Consider the following 19,363-nt stretch of genomic DNA (forward strand, 5'->3'; position numbering starts at 1 on the left):
TAACTGGCATATAAAAGACAAACCCCTCGGCAGAGCGGGTTTTTTTGACATGCGCTTAGATTCAAGATGAGACATGCTTTGCACGGTGGTCCCGGGTGCGAGCGAGCACTCAAAACAGCTCAAACTAGCGGCTGCTATACGAAAATGAGAGATAAAAGGTTGCATTCTAATAATTTTAATTTGTGAACAAGTTGTGAACTAGGAAGGAGAAGGAAGAAAATGATCGAATAATTATGCCTAGAAATGAAAATTTTGCCGAATTCCCATCACGGGAAACGGGGGAACCATCTTGGGTGAATTGATCCCGACATCCGCACAATGCCATTCGCGGAATGCCAGAGGTGATCATAGGGAGCCTTCAACCGAACCCCACAGCTAACCTCGTAGGCACTGGAAGGAGTTTCCCGTTTTGAAAAAGCTTTCTGCACTTTTGATCGGACTGGCGATGCTTCTACTTTTTCAAACAGGAAGCGTTTTCGCGCAATCCAAAATGGATGGGGTCATCACAGATCTGATCGGTACACCTTATGTGTACACCGGCACTACAACGAAAGGGTTTGACTGCTCCGGATTTACCATGTACGTGTTTAATAAACTCGGCGTGGATATCCCGCATGCTTCCCGTTCGCAAGCACACCTGGGCAAGAAAATCGCGAAAGCAGATTTGATCCCAGGCGACCTCGTATTCTTTAATACGACTGGCAAAGGAATCTCGCATGTTGGCATTTATGTTGGGGAAGGCAAGTTTGCACACTCCTCCAGCAGCAAAGGCGTAACCATCAGCGGCTTGAATGATTCCTACTATTCAAAACGGTACGTTACAGCGCGCCGCGTGATGAGTACGGAAACGTATGAGAAATACGCAGACGAGCCTTCTGACGAAGCGGTTGGCGGCGAAGACTCCGAGTAAGATTGACCTGCACCTTCCTCAGGTGCCTGTGAAAGCACAAAAGAAGCCGCAGCTGTTCGTCCTTCGGGACAAGCACCTGCGGCTTCTTTTGTTATATTCGAAGAAATCGGAAGGTATTACCGCCTTAAGTAGCGCACCCACCAGAAAGTCCGGCCAACTTGGACATCAAGCTTGCTGCCAAGCGGTGCAAACAGATCATGCAGCTCAATCGGCGTCGCACAGCCCTCGCTGCGGCGGTCGGCCATGACGACGATTGCGCCTGAGGCAAGCCGCTCATGCCAGGCTTCGAGGAAGTTTTGCCGCTCACCTGCCGGCAGCTCGCCGAGGCAGAAACAAGCAAGCCCCGCATCGAAAGTATCGGCAACCGCCGCAAGCTCCTCCTGGCGAACCGCCTTCGTCACCGGCGTCGTCAGGCGCGGCGTTCTCGGTCCTGTCACCCGCAGCACGCGCCGTCCCGCCAGCGTATCCGTTAAACCAACCTCAAGCTTTTTCCACTCTGCTCGCCGATTCTCTATGCTGTCCCGCCATCCTGCCATCCCGGATTCCTCCTGTATGGATTCTTTTTCTAAGTTTATGTTGTAAAACCTGACAAATGACCGATTTTTGCAAGTGGAACCTGCGGTAGACTGTCTAAAGAGGAATCGATTGACTCATGATGAATACTAGGATGATAGAGGTGGAGATGGGCATTGGCGCGACGGCTGGCTGGTGCCGAGAAGATGGAGAAAGGCGCTGGCGCGACAGCTGGTGCCGAGTGGTGGAGCTGCTGTTCGCCGGAATGTTGCCCCGGGCTGGGACAGCGACAGTGGTTGCACGCTAACGAATCGTGGAGGTCTTATTTTAGGGGAAATCGCTACATTTCGATTCTAACGAATCCTAGCGGTCTTATTTAGGTGAATTGGGATGGAAAAGGGCAATCTCCGGCCAAATAAGACCTGTAGGATTCGTTAGATTTTTCTATCGTGTTTGTTGGCCGAAATAAGGCTTGTGTGGTTCGTTAGAATTTCAAGTCGAGTTAGTTGGTCTGAAATAAGGGATTTCTGGAATGCGTAACAGTCAAAATCAGCGACTGTCGCCATCCTCAGGAGACGGAAGTTATACGTTCTGAGCATTTCAAAGAAAAGGAGCTTCCACTATGTCACTCTTATCCCCCGCGCTCGCGGGATTTCATAAGACGCTGGCCGGTTGGTTCAGGCATACGTTCGGTGAGCCTACCCCTGTCCAGCAGGAAGCATGGGCCGCCATTGTGGAAGGCCGTCATACACTGATAGCTGCGCCGACCGGCTCCGGCAAGACACTGGCTGCACTGCTGCCTTGCATTAATCGGCTGGCTCAGCGTAAGCTGGCTGCCGCTGCACGGGGTAAAGCACTTGTGCCCGGCGTACGCGTGCTGTACATTACGCCGCTTAAAGCACTCAACAATGATATTCAGCATCATCTGGTCGGGTTTATGGATGATATTGAGCGGTTCGAGAGCGAGGTCGCAGGTGCTGGCGGCGACGCGGCCGAAGCATGGCCGGGCATCCGCTCGGCGGTACGGACCGGGGATACGCCCTCTAGTGAACGGGCGCGTATGGCGCGGCGTCCTCCCGACGTGCTCGTAACGACGCCGGAGTCGCTCTACCTGCTGCTTACCTCAGACAAAGGTCGCAACATGCTCGGAACGGTGGAGACCGTCATCGTCGACGAGATCCACAGTCTTGCCGGCGACAAGCGAGGCGCGCATTTGTCACTCTCACTCGAGCGGCTGTCCGCGCTTGCAGCACAGCCCGTGCAGCGTATTGGCGTATCTGCGACGCAGAAGCCGCTGTCACGGGTCGCGCGGTTTCTTGGCGGCTGGGAGCCGCAGGCCGGTGCGGCGGCGCAGCATGCCGAGGCTAGCTCGGGCGATGGATCGACGGCGACGCAGCATGCCGGGGTTAGCTCGGGCGTTGAAGTGAGCGATGGCGGCGGGGGATTGGCCGCCTTCATCTCGGGGCAGCAGCCTGGGGAAACCGAGACGGTTCATCCGCTCGGCTATGCGCAGCGCCCGGTGGTCATCGTCGAGAGTACGATGACCAAATCAATCGAGGTCCGGGTAACGATGCCGGACCTCAGCCGCCCTGCCCGCACGCGCGACGGCGTCTGGCAGCCCATCATCGAACGGATGATGGCGCTGATGGAAGGCACGCGCTCCGTGCTGCTGTTCGTGAACAGCCGCCGCATGTGCGAGCGGCTTGTGCTGCGGCTCAACGAGCACGCGGGATACGAGCTGGCGCGCGCCCATCACGGCAGCCTCTCGCGCGAGCGGCGGCTTGAGGTCGAGCGCATGCTTAAGGCCGGAGAGCTGCGCTGCCTCGTCGCCACCTCCTCGCTCGAGCTCGGCATTGACGTGGGCCATGTCGACCTCGTGATTCAGGTCGACTCGCCCAAAGCTGCAGCCGCGGGCATCCAGCGGATCGGCCGCGCCGGCCATGGCGTCGGCGATGTCAGCCGCGGCTTCATCGTGGCGCGTTCGCGCAGCGAGCTGCCGGAGGCGGCAGTGCTCTGCCGCAACATTGGACGGCGCGACATCGAAGCGATCACCCTGCCTAGAGAGCCGCTCGATGTCTTGTCGCAGCACATGACATCCATCGTGGTAGCGGAAGACATATCCATAGGCGCACTCCACAGTCTCATCGTACAAAGCGAATGTTTCCGCAGCTTCCCGCGAGAGCGGTTGGAAGCGGCGCTCAAGGTGCTGTCGGGATTTTATCCGTTCGCACGGCCTTTAATGGAATGGGATCGCAGCACAGACACGCTCCGCAAACGGGCTAATACATCGATGGCTGCTATCACCGGCGCGGGCACCATTCCGCAAAGCTCCGCCTATCCCGTACATCATGCAGACAGCCGCACTCACTTAGGCGAGCTGGATGAAACCTATATAGCAGAAAGCCGTGTTGGTGACGTATTTCAGCTTGGAACGAGCTCTTGGATGATCAGCAGCATTGAGAACGACCGCGTCTATGTGCAAGAAGCACCTAACCGCTTCAGCGAGATCCCCTTCTGGCAAGCAGAGAATGCCAGCCGAAGCGTGGAGGTCGGTATCCAGCTCGGCAGTTTTCTGGAGCAGCTATCCGCAAGGCTGGCGCTGGGCAACCCTTCAGATGCAAGCGACAGCTCCGCACTCGCACGTAAACGCGAAGATGTCACCATCGCTTGGCTAGACGCGGAATATGGACTCGATCATTATGCAGCTTCTGAGTTGATCGGACTCGTTCAATCCCAGCATCATGCGCTTGGGCTGCCGACCGAGCGGCGGATCATCATCGAGCATTATCGTGATCTGATGAATCAAACCCGCATCATTATCCATAATCCGTTCGGCAGACGAGTCAACCGAACGTGGCTGCTCGCCATCGAGCGGCAATTCCAGCGGCTCCTGCCCTACTCGATGTACGGCAATGCCAAAGACAACGGGATCGAACTCGTGGTACCCGATTGGGACGCCTCCTGGCTGCAAACGCTGTGGCAAATTACGGCCGACAGCGTGGAGTCCCTCCTCACCGAGGCAATTACAGGCTCGCCGTTTCTCGGATTATCTTTCCGTCGTATCGCAGAGACGTCGCTTCTCCTCTCCCGCAGCTTCACGCGTACGCCGATGTGGCAGAAGCGCCTGCGCTGCGAAGAGCTGCTAAAGCAGTCGCTCCCTTATGCCGAGCAGTTCCCTTATCTTGAAGAGGCCATGCGGGAATGTCTGCATGACTACCTGGATACGAACGGACTGAAGCAGCTGCTCGAAGCTATTACCGCAGGTCAGATCGAGGTGCTCGTTAAGGAATCGCAAGCACCTTCACCGTTTGCTGTTCAGTTTCTCGCCGACTACGCCAATATGATGCTTTATGAAGGCGATGGTTTGAGTGAAGCGACGCAGCTCCAACTGCTCAGCGTGAGCAAATCGCTTGCAGGCCAGCTCTTCGGCGAAGAAGCCATTCAACGAGCTGTCGACCCCGGCATTGCACAGCAAGAGCAGGAGCGGCTGGAAACCGGAGGCCGGCAAGTCCCATCAAACGCCGAAGAGCTGTACATGCTGCTTAAACAGCGCGGTGATCTGTCGACCGAGGAGCTGACTGCCATTGCCGGGGAAGCCGTCAAGGGATGGCTGCAAGCTCTTCACGATGCAGGACGAATTGCGGAGCAACCGATCGGCCATGGGCGGCGCCGCTGGATATGTGCGGAGGAACAGGACATGTACGCCGCATTTCCCAAGAGCGACAGCGCCATCGCCTTTATTGCCGGCCGCTTCGCAGACCACCGGCTTTCTTTCACCGAGGAGGAGCTAAGTGAGCGCTATCCGGAACTGTCACCAGCTGAGACAGCGCATATTCCTGAGGTGCTGCTGCAGTTGGATCGGATCGAGCCCGCTCCTTTCGCCGAAGGCGATCAAGAGCGGATATGGACGAGCCGCCAAGTGGCCAAACGTCTGATTCGTCTAACGATGGAGCAAGCAAGGAAGAAAGCCGAGCCCATCGACCCCATTCGCTGGTGCGCCCATATGTCCATGCTACAGCATGCGCTGTCGGGCTCACAACTAAGCGGAATCGACGGCCTGCGCACGGTCATCGAACGGCTGCAGGGCTTCTTCCTGCCTGCGTCACACTGGGAGTCCGTCGTGTTCCCCTCCCGGGTCATCGGCTATCGCAAGGATGATCTGGATTTACTCTGCGCCTCCGGGGAGATCATCTGGATCGGCCGGAAGGAAGAGCATGAGAAGGAAGGCAAGATCGCCTTCTTCCTCTCCGAATCCAAACCGCTCTATGCGCCCGTTATTGCACGGGCTGTCCAAGCCGCCGCCCACACCAAACATCCTCGGCTGCTGGCGCTGCTGCAGGAGGGCGGGGCCAGCTTCCTGACTAAGCTAAGCCGCGATTATGGCAAAGTACCGTCCGAGCTGCTGACAGACCTGCTTGATCTGATTTGGGAGGGCATCGTCTCGAACGATCAGTTCGCGCCGCTCCGTTTGCAGCTTCAGACCAAGGGCAAACTGCTCGCCCGCACCGGCTCCGGCCTTGGTCGCTGGTACTGGACAGGCCCGCTCAGCGAGCAGCCTGCCCAGCCAGCATTGCCCGTTCAGTCCGTTCTGCCCGCTCAACCCGGCCAGCTCGCCCAACCGCCCGCCGATCCCGAGCAGCACGCCCACGCAACCGGCGCCTTAGTCGCTCCTATTGATGCCGCCCGGCTGCGCTCCGTATCTTCCGAGCTGTCGGAGTCGGCGCTCCACTGGACGCAGCATCTGCTGGACAGCTACGGGATTGTATCGAAGGAGCTCGTCGCCCAGCTCTCGCCATTCAGCTGGGAGGAGCTGCTTCCCATGCTGAAGCAGCTGGAGCAATGGGGCGCTGTGACCCGCGGCCTGCTGGTGCAGGGCGTGCAAACCTTGCAGTTCGCACGCCGCGAAGGGATCGCCTCGGTCCGCCAACCGCTGCCCGGGCAGGACAATGCCGCCATCACCGTCCTCGCTGCGACTGACCCGGCCAACCCATTCGGGCTTGCCGCCGATTGGCCGAACATGCGCGGCACCGGATTCGCTCGCAAGAGCGGCAATTACCTCGTGCTGCAGCACGGACAATGGCGCTTCTGGCTGGAGAATAACGGCCGCAACATTGTCGATCTGTCGACTTTATCTACTACGTCTGACACATCATCGCCAAGCAGTGGCAGCGTCGGCACAGCCGAGCTCAAAGAAATCTTCCGCATGCTGCTCCGCCAGCACGGACTCAGCAAAATCAAGATTGACCGTTGGAACGGTGAGCCGATTACCGAATCGGCCGCCGCCCAAGAAATACTGCGGGCCATCGGCGCCGAGCGCGACAACCGTTCATTGGTGCTGTGGCCGAGCAATCTCCGCTAACACTAGCAGCTTCTCTTTCTGCAGCCGAGCAACCTCCGCTAACACTAGCGGCTCCTCTTTCTGCAGCCGAGCAACCTCCGCTAACACTAGCAGCTTCTCTCTCTGCCGCCGAGCAACCTCCGCTAACGCAAACAGCCTCTCTTTCTGCAGACTATCGCTGCAGGCAGTGAGGTTGTTTTGTTATGGGAATCCGCAATATTTTCATATCGTTCCTCCCTCCCATATATGTTATGGTGGAAATAATCTATCACGTGAGGAGCACTGGGATGTCTCGGTTAGTCTATTTGGGTTGTTTCGCTTATCTGGTTGTCGGGCTTGGCCAATTGGTCATCGGCGCTGTCATGGAACCGATGGTGCACGCTTACGGCGTGCAGTACGGCGACGGCGGTCAGCTCGTCATGCATCAATTTCTCGGGGGTATGGTGGGTATTCTGTGTGCACCATGGCTCATCGGCAAGGTTGGAAAAAAAGCGGTGCTGCTGACAGCCATCGGCTTCATGACCGTGGCTGAATTTCTATACACTCTGCTGCCGCCATGGTGGGTGATGCTCACGATCGCGCCTTTCGCCGGGGTAGGGCTTGGCATGACTGAAGCGGTTGTAGGGTCCTTTATCATTGGGGCGTCCGGGGAAAAAGCCAACACGGCGATGAGCCGCGTAGAAACCTTCTTCGGCGTCGGCGCGCTGCTCATTCCGTTTGCAGGAGCGGCGCTGATCGAAGCAGGTTACTGGAAGCTGTCCTTCGGAATTGTCGGCGTACTCTCTGTCGTCACCTTCTTGCTGTGGTCGATCTGGTGGCCTTCCGTTCTGGACCAGCCGGCTTCTGCAGCAGGGGTTTCGGGTCATGGCGGGCAAGCAGCCCCAATGGGAGCAGCACCGAAGCTCACATCACGCTCCTTAGTTATTCTCGCAGCATGCGCCGTGTTCTTCATCGTTTATGTAGGTCTTGAGATGAGCTACATCCACTACCTGCCTTCCCTGCTCGTTCAAACGAACGGCATCGTGGAGTCGTCAGCTACATTGGCGCTTAGTCTCTTCTGGGGTGCAATGGTCATTGGCCGCTTGGTTGCCGGGCAAATCGCCGATCGTGTAGGCGGCTCGGTCTATTTGATCGGTACATGTATCATCACTGCTGTTCTATTCATTCTCATGACTTTATTCACCGGCGCATTGCCGGCATTCGTACTCGCTTTCGCCGTCGGTCTGACGATGTCAGGCATGTTTGCAATCGCGCTTGTTTTCGCCAATCGGGCAACGCCCGGCATGACGGAGCGGACGACCAGTCTGCTCATGGCTTGCGGCGGCGTCGGCGGCGCACTGCTGCCCAAAGGAACCGGCTGGTTCCTCGACCAGCATGGCCCGGAAGCGGTTCGCTGGCTGTTCGCAGGGACAGCGCTGCTGATGCTGCTTGTTATTCTGTGGGCTTCGCTTTCATCCCGTCGATCTGCTACTAGCACTGCTTCTGTATTAATGACGATGCACAAATAATACACGATTTCCTTTTTGGAGGCGTTATATGATGAACGACGCAATCTCTCGCCGCAAACGCGAGCTAATGAACTGTTCAGCTGAGCTGACGATCGATCCGGAGCAGCTTACTGCCTTCTGGGACAAGGTTTTGCACAAATATAACGACATTCCGCTTGCGATCAAGCGCGAGCCGGCCGACTCTCCATTCCCAGGCGTGACCGTCGATAAAATCACGTACAAGGGCTATGACGATACGCCGATTCACGGCTGGTTTATCGTCCCGCAGTCAGCGGCAGGCGCGCAAATGCCCTGTATCGTCACGTTCCCCGGCTATACCGATGATCGCGGCTATCCGGAACGCTACGCAAGCTGGCTGCTTCTCGGCTACGCCGTATTCGCTGTCGACGTGAGAGGCCAAGGCGGAGAAACCGGCAATTACATGCCGGAGACAGCCGGCTCCGTGAAAGGCTGGGTTTCCAGCAATCTTCCCGAGCCGGAAGGCTCGTACTATCATGCCCTTACGCTCGATGTCGTTCGTTCCATTGATGCGGCTGCAGCTCAGCCGGAAGTTGATCCGGCAAGGCTCGCCTCGGTCGGCGGCAGTCAAGGCGGCGGTCTGGCTTTAATCTCGGCCGCGCTGAACCCTAAAGTAACGGCGATCATCGCCGACATTCCGAATATGTGCAACATGGATCACGGGGTACTCCATTCAAGCAGTTCCTTATCGGAAGTTGCCCAGCATCTCAAACGTTACCCGGATCAACTGGAACCCGTGCTGCATACGCTTGCCCACTATGACATGTTAAATCTCGCATCTCGTATCAAGGTACCCGTATTGATGTCCGTCGGCTGGAAAGACGGCGTTTGTCTGCCGGAGACGATCTATGCGGTCTATAACCGGATCACATCAGAGAAAGCCATTTTCGATTATCCGTTTAGCGGCCATGAAATCGGGGAGTATCACAACCGGGAACGGATTCTTTTTCTGCAGAAGCAATTTCGCTAAATTTCGCCAAAAATAGCGATGGACGCCAAGCCTCAATCCGCTATAATTTAGGTAAGTCTGACTACGGTTACCTAAAAGGAGTGAGCAGAATGATCCGATCCACCTCGCCTCTCGTTCGTATCGTCGCAATCGTGGCGCGTCATGCTGCTTTGCCTCTCTTGACCGGTGGTCTGGCTGTGCCGCAGCCATGCTCGAATACGCCATAATGCCCGGGTTCATCCGGGCTGCCCGGAAGAACCTCTGTCACCCGCTGCGCCTTTCACAGCGAGCTGCCGAGGTTCTTTTTGTTCATAGGCGGTTCCTTCTCCGGCAAAATACCCCTTCAACCGCTGCGCAATCTCCTGCTGATTGAACAAGTCCGGCGCATTATGACCAAGTCCCTCCATGACGGACAGCGATGCGTTCGGAATGACGGACGCCGCCGCGCGGGCGCCTTTTAGCAGAAATGAAGGGCTCTTGCTTCCAGCCAGAATGAGGGTTTCTGACCTAATGGCACTGTAGCTTTGAACGGTAGAGTCAAGACGGAACACCTCGTCCATCTCCTTAATCAGCGTCGGCAGCTTCTCGCGCAGCTTGCGCCCTTCCTGAAACAACAAGGATGGAAGCAGCATCAGCTTGATGAGCCATCGCGGCAGCTTGACCATTTGCTCCGCCGTTCCGATTCCTTTGAGAAAGGTAATGAAGGCATCGAGGTCTTTGCCACGCTCCATCTGCTGCTTATAGGCGGGCATCCAATCCGAAGGAAACTCCTCGTCGACAGAGACAGCAGGTTCATACACGGCTAGTTTAGCAATTGCGGTTTGGTAGGTTCGCGCGAGCTCGAAGGCGATCAACCCGCCAAAGCTGTGGCCAAAAACATAAGGAGCCCCCGTTGCTTGAAGAACGGCCAAGGCATCCTCGCACTCCTTCTCTATGCTGTACTGCATCCCCTGCGGTCCGCTGTATAGGCGACCACGCCGATCGACGACATAGACGGTAAATGTGTCAGAGAGCTCCTGCGCCAGTTTCTCGTATTCATGCCCGGACACGAAGGCACCATGAATGATGACAAGACCAGGTCCACGGCCCGACTGTCTGTAGCCGATGACAGTTCCATCCTTGGAAACTGCACGGTGAAGGGTATACCTCTTCTTTTTCTTCATCCGGTACCCTCCTCTCTATGTTCATCTTGATGGAAGTTCGTTGTCCGTCGTACGGCCGATTTGCAGAAAAGTGGGATTCATTTTGCCGAAGCTTGTTTATGCAGCGGACGCAGTTTATCTATTAGAGGAGGCGGAATGTCCATGAAACAATCCATCGTCAAATGTCCCGGGTGCGGTCTGATGCTGCCCAATCAGTATTTTGCAGAGCCCTCGCGCTTTCATGCTTCTGGTGAATGTATGGAGTTGTTCAATCAGCTTTCCTACTACACGACTTCGCATGGACAGCCCGAATTCATTCATCAATTAGCGCTGGATTCCTACGGTGCTCAGCACTCTGGCGGAGCCACTCGCCCGATCACGACGGCCTTCTCGCTAATTGGTCTCTATCTGGTTGTGGAGCATGGCTATACGGGTAAGCAGGTGCAGCAGGTGCATATGGAATTAGGCCGCCAAAAGATTTCATGGCCCGAGCTTGCTCCACCGCAATCGAGTGCAGCTATCACGGTTCAAGAAGTGCTGCAAGCAGAAGCCGGTGATCCGCGAGATGCAATGATCCGCAATTGGGTTCACGAAGTTTGGAACAGTTGGGCACATGCCCATGCTTGGGTAAAGGAGGCGGCTCAGCCGGTCCTTCACGCTTAATCGAATAGTAAAAGGGTCTCTAACAAGCAGCACTGCTTGGAGGGGGCCCTTTTTTTGTGTTTCCGTCAACATGCCGTTACCCTGCCCACAATTGTTCTATTTTTCCTGCAGCACGGCTCAAATATACAGCCATTTATGAGCGTGCTGCCCAAAATCAAACACAATTTAAACATTTATTGTCAAACTTCTCAAACACCTTCCCTCTATAATGGGCTGACAAGCTGCCAAAGCTGACTTGCACCAAGACTAAAGGGGTTGTCCGGATGCTGAATAACATTTCGTTAAAGAAGAAGTTGAGTGGCCTGCTTGCCATTCCGTTGCTGCTCTTTGTTGTCGTTTGCCTGTACTTGATTCAGAGAAATAATGCCGATTTGAGTCACATGAAAACAATGATGTACGACGTCAGTGCGCAAACCACTTCGCTGATTCTTAATGCTGACCGCGACATGTACCAGGCCTTGGTCGCTTATCAAACCATCGAAAATGGTCGTTTGACCGATGACGAGCTGCAGCAGCAAAAACAGGATCTCAGCGACAATATCGGACAAATCGTGGAACGGGTCGACAATGCCGGGACCATCCTGACCGAGAATGAACTTTTGGCAGAAGCGCATGAGCAGTCCAAATTAACCGTTCAGCAAAATCTCGATCGGTTTCACACCCATTTCACCGCATGGTCCGACAAGTCCGCTGCGGGCACAAGCGATATCACTGATTTCGACACGGCTAGAGAGAGTTTGAATGAGCTTGGTGAGTTTCTCGATGCTACCGCTGTTACACAAGCTGAACTGATTCAGAAAAACAATGTGAGCATGCATTTGTTCATCTATATCATCCTCGCTTTATGTGTGCTGGTTATTGGAATCACCGGTTTTGGCATCATTCGGCGAATCACGAAGTCCGTTGATCATATTTTGCATCGCGTGAAACAAGTTACTGAAGGCAATCTTCATACCGATAGTTCCCGGCTGCACTATAAGGACGAGCTTGGTACCATCACACAATCCATTGACGCCATGGCAAACGGACTTCGGGAGCTGATCGGTCAAGTGCTGATTTCGGCCGAAGCTGTATCCGTAGCCGCCGCGGAAATATCCGCCACCACGGATGAAGTGGCTAGAGGCAACATGTATCAAGCCGAGTCGGCACAAACCGCTTCGGAGGTCGTTACGAGGCTTTCTGAAGGCGTGCGCACCGTTTCGCAGCGTGCTAAGGAAGCGACTCATCTCACCATTAACACCAACAAAGAAGCAATTGCTTGCGGCAATACCGTGCAAGAATCACTCAGCAGTATGAATCTGCTATCGCAGCGTATGAATGAACTGGAGAAGGATTCGAATCAGATCGGCAACATTATCGGTGTGATCGACGACATCGCCGAGCAAACGAATTTGCTGGCACTGAATGCCGCAATCGAAGCGGCGCGGGCCGGCGACCAAGGACGCGGCTTTGCGGTAGTGGCAGACGAAGTGCGTAAACTGGCGGAGCGCAGTGGCGAAGCCACGAAGCGGATTGCCGATATCATAAAGGGAATGCAGCATAGTACGCATGAGAGCGTGAAGGCGATGTCGACTACCGAGACACTCTACAGGCAGGCCGGCGATGCGCTCGGCAGCATTGTGCTTCGAGTCGGCGAGGTGGCGGAACAGACCAAAGAAATCGCATCTTCGAGCGTCAGCCAAGCTTCCCAGTCACAGGAAGTCATGAAGCAGATTGAATCGATTGCTTCCATCAGCGAAGAGGCAGCTGCGGCAGCACAGCAGACAGCAAGCTCCTCCCAATCCCTCGGCTCGCTCGCCCATCAGCTCAACACGATGGTGAAACGGTTCCGCATCTAATAGAGAAGCAGCGACAAGGGCTGTCTCAAAAGTGAGCAATTCGACTTTTGAGACAGCCCTTTATTTTGCTACTATGACGAACAGTGCTGCGGCACGTGCCGGCAAACAAAGTGAATGTTGCTTAGGCCTCATACTCAATCCCGCTCTAAAGCAAAGAACCTCAGGCCGCGTTATTCGCACCTGAGGTTCTTCTCCTTTATTCAAGCTTGAAGGTCGATACGGACTGCTCCAGCTTGGCGGCGATGTCGCTCATTTTGCGCATCAACGATACCGCTTCCTGACTGCCTGCCGCGGACTGCTGGCTGCCGGCCGCAATCGTCTGCACCGCGTCCAAAATATTGCTCGACTGCGCGCTTTGTTCCTCTGTTGCGGCTGCGATCTCGATTACCTTGGCCGATACGTTGCCGATTTGCTTCACGATCGCATCGAACGTTTCGCCGCTCTCGATGGCAACGGCCGCGCTTTCCTTTGCCGCCTCCACGCTAAGTCCCATGTTGTTCTGCATCGATTTGATGATGACGGAAATATCCTTGGTCGCCGCTCCGCTTCGTTCGGCCAGCTTCCGCACTTCTTCCGCTACGACCGCGAAACCTCTGCCTTGGTCGCCGGCTCGCGCAGCCTCAATGGCTGCATTCAGCGCAAGTAAATTCGTTTGCTCCGCAATATCGTCGATGACTTCGATAATCTGATTAATTTTGATGGAATCGTTAACCAAGGTGGATACCTGCTCATTAAGCCGGTTCATGCCTTCCAGCGAATTCGCAATAATGACGTTTCCGTTGTTCGCGAGGCTTGTTGCGGCTTCCGTAAGATCAGCTGCGCTCTCGGCATTGTACGCCACCGATTCCATCGCATCGGTAAGCTCCTGCATCAGCATGCTGATATCTTGCGAAGCATTGGCTTGGCTCTCGCTTCCGGCAGCAATTTCTTCGGATGTTTTCGTTGTATGTCGGGCGACTTCTGCCATATTAATCGAGGAAAGCAGCAAACCGCTGACGAATTGACGATAGTTCTCCAACATGAGGTTGAACGACGAGGCAAGCTGCCCGATTTCATCCTTGCTGCCTTCCGGCAATCGTGCGGTCAAATCCCCTTTGTTATCGGCCAGCTCATGCAGCTTGGATACGATTAACTTGAGCGGGCGGATCTTGCGAATCAGGATGAACACCGATCCCAGCATAGTAAGTGAAACAAAGATGATGCTGGCCGTGACAAGATAGATATAGGTGTACATTTTGCTTTCGGCGGCGGCGCTTTCGTTCTCCGCGCGTGAATTCATCATGTCTTGGAATTGCTTAATGGGATCCATAATGACATTTTGATTGGCTTCGTACTTATCGTCGAACATCAAGCGCCTGGCCGCATCGAAATCGCCTGCTTCAACCGCCTTCATCGCTGCCTCTTCTGTCGCGATAAGCGCATCGGAGTTATCTTTCGCTTTCTGAATGAGATCCAGCTCGCTCTGCGGGGCACCCATCTCCTTCAGCCTAGCGACGACGCGGTCTCCTGTTTTGGTTTCGTTAACTTCCCGCCAGTAGTTGTCATAGTGCGCACGATCGCCGAACTGAACGTATTGACGCGCTTCATTGGTTAGCAGATCCGAGGAGTTGGCCAAATCAAAGCCTAATTGTTTGAACTCCGCTTGGCGGTGGGTCGTTTCTTTTACATTCTCGTAGTTCTTGCTTAACAAAATAACGGATATGACGAGAAATACGGAGAGTAAGGTAAACAAAATGCCGATAAACTTGAGCATCTTTGCGATTTGCACGCTAATTTCACCCCTAATGTCGTTGTTTGCCCAATCATAACAAACAGCCATTAAAGGATTATGGGGTCATTCATTTAATTAAAGTTAGCATTAGCGTTGATTGCAGCGAATTGTTTGCCAATTATTTGTTTAACCGCCAAACAAACTACTTGCGCAGCAGCTCTGCGCCTAGTGCCAGAGCGGAGCGAAAGCGCGACACGCGGCCATGCTGCTGGATGAATGGGTAGTCCGTCAGCGTGACGCCTGCGTCCCTCAATGCAGCATGCAAATCGTCATCGAGCATAAGACGGTATTCCCACACCCGCTTCTCCCAGTGGGGGATCGCTGCCAGCATCGCAGCATCCGGGGCAGCAGGATGGATGTACGTCTCACTGATGCCCTCGGGTAGACGATACATTTTGGCGATGATGGATTGCTTGAAGGACTCGTACGTTTCCCCTTCTTCAACCTCGAATGGGTGCGACAGCAGGTAGTCCGGTATCGCAACGCCAAGCGTACCCGCAAGCGCTGAAGCCTTGCCTACGGCACGCTCCACGCCGGGAACGGCGGCCATCATATCCTCTGGATGAACGCGTCGGAACAATCGAAACGGCACTTTCCATTTGGCGCATTTCATCAAGACTTGCGGAATGTGGCTGCGGCCTGTCGCAATGCCGTACAGACTACCCATATGGTTGTCTGCATGCGTAATGGTAATGCCCGCTTGGCGCACCCGCTCATACTGAGCATCCAGCTCCTGCACGACCGCCGCTGTATTCGCACCTCGCTCGAACTCCATCACCGTCTGGTACATATGCCCGCTCGCGTCATGCAGCGATGGATGACCTGTCAAACTCCCCCAGCGCAGCGCATCGAATTCGCTGGTCAGCGTCAGGTGCAGCCCAATATTGGACTGCCCGCGTTTCTTGCACCAAGCCGCTGCTTCTTCGAAGCCGGGCGCCGGCGCCATGATCGTCGCCGAAGAAACTCGCCGCTCCTCCAGCAAATGCATAATGGCCGCATTCATTGGCGCGCTTTGGCCAAAATCATCGCAATTGATGACGAGATATTTCCCTTTCATCACGCTCTCTCCCCTCCTAGGGCTACCCCCGCCACCAAGCGGCAGTTGGATATTGCGCACTGCCTGCCGTGACGGTTTCCCCGATCTGCGGTGTTGCAATTGCGACTCCCTGTGCATGAGCCGCTTTCACGGCACGTTCAACCGGATCGGTCCAATCGTGATAGGCCAGCGTAAAAGCACCCCAATGAACCGGAATCAACAGATCTCCCCGTACATCGATATGCGCTTGCACCGTTTCCTCCGGCATCATATGAATCGCCGACCAACGCTCGTCATATTGACCGCACTCCATCAGCGTCAGATCAAACGGTCCGTACTTCGTCCCGATTTCTTTGAAATGCGGCCCGTAGCCGCTGTCCCCGCTGTAGAACACCCGATTGTTCTTCCCTGCTATAACCCACGAGCTCCAGAGTGTACTGTTCCGATCAAACAGCCCTCTGCCCGAGAAATGCCTAGCCGGCATACACGCGAGCGTAAGCCCCGCCAATTGCAGCTCATCGCCCCAATCATGCTCGGAGATCTTCGCAGGATCTACGCCCCACTTGCGAAGCCGTTTTCCTACGCCAAGGGGCACGACGAAACGCGCCGCTTTATCCTTCATCTTGCGGATCGTGCCTTCGTGCAGATGATCGAAATGATCATGCGACTGAATAACGGCATCGATTGCCGGAAAATCGTCCGCCGCCAGCGGAAGGCCGCCGCTGTAGCGCTTGCCTCCGAAAAACGCCACCGGAGAAGGCGAATCCGCGAACATCGGATCAAACAGCAGCCGTTTCCCTTCAATTTCAAGCAAGAATGCGGAATGTCCGAACCAGGTCACCTGAACGCCTTCTGCCGGAGGCCGAGCCGGCAGCGAAAGCTTCTTATACGGAATCGCCTGTGCCGGCTGACGGTTCGGACTGCCTTTGATCTGATCCCGAAGCATGCTGACGATTGACTTGAAGTTGATCCCCATACTGGTCGGTATGGCATTGACGAATTTATTATTTTGCCGCGTGGAAGCCATCTGTGTTCATGCCCCTTTATGGTCCAATTCATAATTGTTATTCCCATTATAGTGCAATTCGGTACCCCGGAACTACCTGACGTAGATGAGCCAATCGCCATGAACGCGGCCAACTGTGCTAAACTGTTAGTATTCATTCGATATACAGCAAGGAGAAGAACGAACCGATGAAATTGGTCTCATGGAATGTTAATGGGCTGCGTGCCTGCGTGAACAAAGGGTTTATGGATTATTTTACGGAAATGAATGCAGATATCTTCTGCTTGCAGGAGACGAAACTTCAGGCGGGTCAAATTGAGATGGCGCTCGGTGACGACTATGAGAGCTATTGGAATTATGCGGAGAAGAAGGGTTACTCCGGTACGGCTGTTTTCACGAAAATCAAACCGCTATCTGTGCGTTACGGCATGGAAGAAGACTATGAGCCTGAGGGCCGCCTTATTACGCTGGAATTTGATGACTTCTATCTTGTCACGGTATATACGCCGAATGCCAAGCGGGACTTAGCACGGCTCGATTACAGGATGGAATGGGAAGATCGGTTCCGGAATTACCTGCTGGAGCTTGATGCCAAGAAACCGGTCATCGTCTGCGGTGACCTGAATGTCGCCCATGAAGAGATTGACTTGAAGCATCCGAAACCTAATATGGGCAATTCCGGCTTCACGCTCGAAGAACGCGGCAAAATGACCGACTTGCTTACTTCCGGCTTCACCGATTCCTTCCGTTACTTCTATCCGGACCTTGCCGATGTTTATTCATGGTGGTCCTATATGCCGAAGGTCAGAGAGCGGAACGTTGGTTGGCGGATTGACTACTTCCTAGTTTCCTCCAGACTTGCGCCAGCACTGGTCGATGCGCAAATCGACTGCCACATCATGGGCAGCGACCATTGCCCGGTTGTGTTGACGACAGGCGAATTAACTTCAATTGCAGCTGCAAAATAAAACGAAAAGCCGGGCATTCTCCAACATGGAGAACGTCCGGCTTTCTTATTTGTCCAGCGACTCGCTAGTTCCCATCCCATTCCTGCATGAACCGTTCCACATATTCCGCCATGTACCGATGACGTTCTTCGGCAATTTCTTTGGCCGAGTCCGTGTTGATTCGGTCCTTCAGCTTCAGCAGCTTCTCGTGAAAATGATTGATCGCCGTGCTTTTCCCTTTGCGGTATTCGCCGGGACTCATCTCATCGCGAGGCTTCAGCTGCGGGTCATAGATGGGATCTCCCTTCCAGCCTGCGTAGAGGAAGGCACGTGCAATCGCGATCGCGCCGATGGCATCGAGCCTGTCCGCATCCTGCACCACCATGCCTTCCAGCGTCCGCATCGGTGGATTCGCGCCGCCATTAAACGACATCGTTGCGATGATGTCCATCACGTGCGCCTGTTCCGTCTCCGTCAGCGGCTGGCTCGCCAGCCAGCTGCTCACTTTACTCAGGCCGCTCTCCTTGGACTCGTTCAGCTTCTCGTCTGCTACATCATGCAGCAGCGCGGCAATGATGCAGATCTCAGCATCAGCGCCTTCGCTCAGTGCGAGGCGTTCTGCCATCTGCACGACGCGGTGCACATGCCACCAATCATGGCCAGTGGCATCATGTTCCAGCTCGGCCCGGGCGAACCGCTCGGCTTCTTCAATAACGTGCTGTTTCTCCCCATGTTGGCGCTGCATGTTCCCAACCACCTTTCTCACGACTTTATATTAGTTGCCGCGTTCCTGCAGCTCGCGCCAAACCTTCTTATTGCTGTACTGCTTCTCTGTGCTGATATCCTTGCCGAACCACGCCGGAGGCTCGAACGTCACAGCTGCCTCTTCGGAATCAAATTCAACCTCAAGCACCATCAATTGAATTTGATCATAAATATCAATCTCCACGACTCGATCGCCCCACTTCGCGGTAATGCGATTCTTCGTCAGCGGAACAGCGCCGAAAGCTTGGATAACCTGTTCGTAAATTCCCTGTGAAATTTCATATTCCACTTCTTCACGCGCCAGGCCATGACCTGATTTGAAGGTATGCGTATAACTCACTTCATCCGTAGCGAGATCGACAATTCTGCGGACTCTCAGCTCCTGCGGGCCATCAAGCGCCAGGTAAGTCTGCTCGATTCTGTGCTCTGACATTCTAACTACTTCACCGGCACCAATGAGCACCTCCGGGAATTCGGCTAATAAAAACTTACGTTCAATTTCTAAAGTCATGAACGACATCTCCTTACTGGTTAGACTGCTTTGAACCCAATACGACTAGTATAGCTGTCCGAGTGGAACGGTGTTAAATTTTCTGCAAAATGGCAACGATGAGGGGGAGGAGTGATTACGATGCCAACTATTCAGGTCCAAGAAAGAGGTACCTTCCAAGCAGAAGAGGGAAAGAAACTTGTGCTCGTGCTCGAAGATAACGGGATTGATATTCTGCATCGCTGCGGCGGTAATGCGAAATGCACAACCTGCAGCGTAGAAGTACTAGCCGGAGATGCCGGTGAAATGGGCGAAGCCGAGGCAGCCGTTCGTCAGGCCAAAGGGATCACCGATCCGAATATTCGCCTCTCCTGCCAAATTCGAGTGCATGGAGATCTCTCCGTAAATGTGCTCAAAACCGCAGCTTCAACGGGTTTGGAGCCAGGTACGCGTCCGCAGGAATAATCAG

Annotated in this window: 16 protein-coding genes and 1 riboswitch; of the genes, 9 read left to right on the forward strand and 7 right to left on the reverse strand. The window is 54.7% G+C overall.

Annotated features, from left to right (window positions below):
• Positions 1–243: 243 nt before the first annotated feature.
• Positions 244–405, forward strand: a riboswitch (cyclic di-AMP (ydaO/yuaA leader).
• 4 nt (positions 406–409) lie between these two features.
• A complete protein-coding gene (locus AC506A_RS24300) occupies positions 410–910 on the forward strand; it encodes a C40 family peptidase (RefSeq protein ID WP_495463579.1) in 501 nt (166 codons plus the stop codon).
• Positions 911–1,026: 116 nt separating this feature from the next.
• On the opposite strand, the gene AC506A_RS24305 is transcribed toward AC506A_RS24300, so the two are convergent.
• Positions 1,027–1,446, reverse strand: a complete 420-nt coding sequence (locus AC506A_RS24305) for a hypothetical protein (protein WP_495463580.1) — start codon at positions 1,444–1,446, stop codon at positions 1,027–1,029.
• A gap of 116 nt (positions 1,447–1,562) precedes the next feature.
• Between AC506A_RS24305 and AC506A_RS24310 the strand changes: the two genes are divergently transcribed.
• The 4 genes from AC506A_RS24310 (at position 1,563) to AC506A_RS24325 (ending at position 9,257) form a co-directional block, all read left to right on the forward strand.
• On the forward strand, positions 1,563–1,730 hold the full coding sequence (locus tag AC506A_RS24310; protein WP_495463581.1) for a hypothetical protein: 168 nt from the start codon (positions 1,563–1,565) through the stop codon (positions 1,728–1,730).
• 315 nt (positions 1,731–2,045) lie between these two features.
• Positions 2,046–6,782 carry a DEAD/DEAH box helicase gene (locus AC506A_RS24315; RefSeq protein WP_495463582.1) on the forward strand — a complete coding sequence of 1,579 codons (4,737 nt, stop codon included), beginning with the start codon at positions 2,046–2,048 and terminating at the stop codon, positions 6,780–6,782.
• Between the two features lie 266 nt (positions 6,783–7,048).
• Positions 7,049–8,269 (forward strand): MFS transporter, encoded by a 1,221-nt coding sequence (locus AC506A_RS24320; RefSeq protein ID WP_495463583.1) that lies wholly within the window; start codon positions 7,049–7,051, stop codon positions 8,267–8,269.
• 28 nt (positions 8,270–8,297) lie between these two features.
• The gene (locus tag AC506A_RS24325; protein ID WP_495463584.1) at positions 8,298–9,257 is read left to right on the forward strand and encodes an acetylxylan esterase; all 960 of its coding nucleotides are present in this window, start codon (positions 8,298–8,300) and stop codon (positions 9,255–9,257) included.
• Between the two features lie 215 nt (positions 9,258–9,472).
• Here AC506A_RS24325 and AC506A_RS24330 read toward each other — a convergent pair whose 3' ends face one another.
• The gene (locus tag AC506A_RS24330; protein WP_495463585.1) at positions 9,473–10,399 is read right to left on the reverse strand and encodes an alpha/beta fold hydrolase; all 927 of its coding nucleotides are present in this window, start codon (positions 10,397–10,399) and stop codon (positions 9,473–9,475) included.
• A 141-nt stretch (positions 10,400–10,540) separates the two neighbouring features.
• Between AC506A_RS24330 and AC506A_RS24335 the strand changes: the two genes are divergently transcribed.
• On the forward strand, positions 10,541–11,041 hold the full coding sequence (locus AC506A_RS24335; RefSeq protein WP_495463586.1) for a DUF5946 family protein: 501 nt from the start codon (positions 10,541–10,543) through the stop codon (positions 11,039–11,041).
• Positions 11,042–11,304: 263 nt separating this feature from the next.
• Positions 11,305–12,879: a methyl-accepting chemotaxis protein gene (locus AC506A_RS24340; protein ID WP_495463587.1), complete on the forward strand. Its 1,575-nt coding sequence runs from the start codon at positions 11,305–11,307 to the stop codon at positions 12,877–12,879.
• A 196-nt stretch (positions 12,880–13,075) separates the two neighbouring features.
• Here AC506A_RS24340 and AC506A_RS24345 read toward each other — a convergent pair whose 3' ends face one another.
• The 3 genes from AC506A_RS24345 to AC506A_RS24355 all read right to left on the reverse strand — a co-directional run bounded on the left by AC506A_RS24345 (position 13,076) and on the right by AC506A_RS24355 (position 16,713).
• Positions 13,076–14,647 (reverse strand): methyl-accepting chemotaxis protein, encoded by a 1,572-nt coding sequence (locus AC506A_RS24345; RefSeq protein WP_495463588.1) that lies wholly within the window; start codon positions 14,645–14,647, stop codon positions 13,076–13,078.
• Between the two features lie 145 nt (positions 14,648–14,792).
• Positions 14,793–15,707 (reverse strand): polysaccharide deacetylase family protein, encoded by a 915-nt coding sequence (locus AC506A_RS24350; RefSeq protein ID WP_495463772.1) that lies wholly within the window; start codon positions 15,705–15,707, stop codon positions 14,793–14,795.
• 22 nt (positions 15,708–15,729) lie between these two features.
• On the reverse strand, positions 15,730–16,713 hold the full coding sequence (locus AC506A_RS24355) for an MBL fold metallo-hydrolase (RefSeq protein ID WP_495463589.1): 984 nt from the start codon (positions 16,711–16,713) through the stop codon (positions 15,730–15,732).
• A gap of 167 nt (positions 16,714–16,880) precedes the next feature.
• On the opposite strand from AC506A_RS24355, the gene AC506A_RS24360 reads away from it, so the two are divergent.
• A complete protein-coding gene (locus AC506A_RS24360; protein WP_495463590.1) occupies positions 16,881–17,660 on the forward strand; it encodes an exodeoxyribonuclease III in 780 nt (259 codons plus the stop codon).
• Positions 17,661–17,724: 64 nt separating this feature from the next.
• Here the strand turns inward: AC506A_RS24360 and AC506A_RS24365 are convergent, their stop codons facing one another.
• Positions 17,725–18,384 (reverse strand): HD domain-containing protein, encoded by a 660-nt coding sequence (locus AC506A_RS24365; RefSeq protein WP_495463591.1) that lies wholly within the window; start codon positions 18,382–18,384, stop codon positions 17,725–17,727.
• Positions 18,385–18,414: 30 nt separating this feature from the next.
• Positions 18,415–18,915 carry a CYTH domain-containing protein gene (locus AC506A_RS24370; RefSeq protein ID WP_495463592.1) on the reverse strand — a complete coding sequence of 167 codons (501 nt, stop codon included), beginning with the start codon at positions 18,913–18,915 and terminating at the stop codon, positions 18,415–18,417.
• 120 nt (positions 18,916–19,035) lie between these two features.
• Between AC506A_RS24370 and AC506A_RS24375 the strand changes: the two genes are divergently transcribed.
• Positions 19,036–19,359: a 2Fe-2S iron-sulfur cluster-binding protein gene (locus AC506A_RS24375; protein ID WP_495463593.1), complete on the forward strand. Its 324-nt coding sequence runs from the start codon at positions 19,036–19,038 to the stop codon at positions 19,357–19,359.
• The last annotated feature ends 4 nt before the right edge of the window (positions 19,360–19,363 follow it).

The organism is Paenibacillus sp. N22P23 (genome assembly GCF_059383735.1).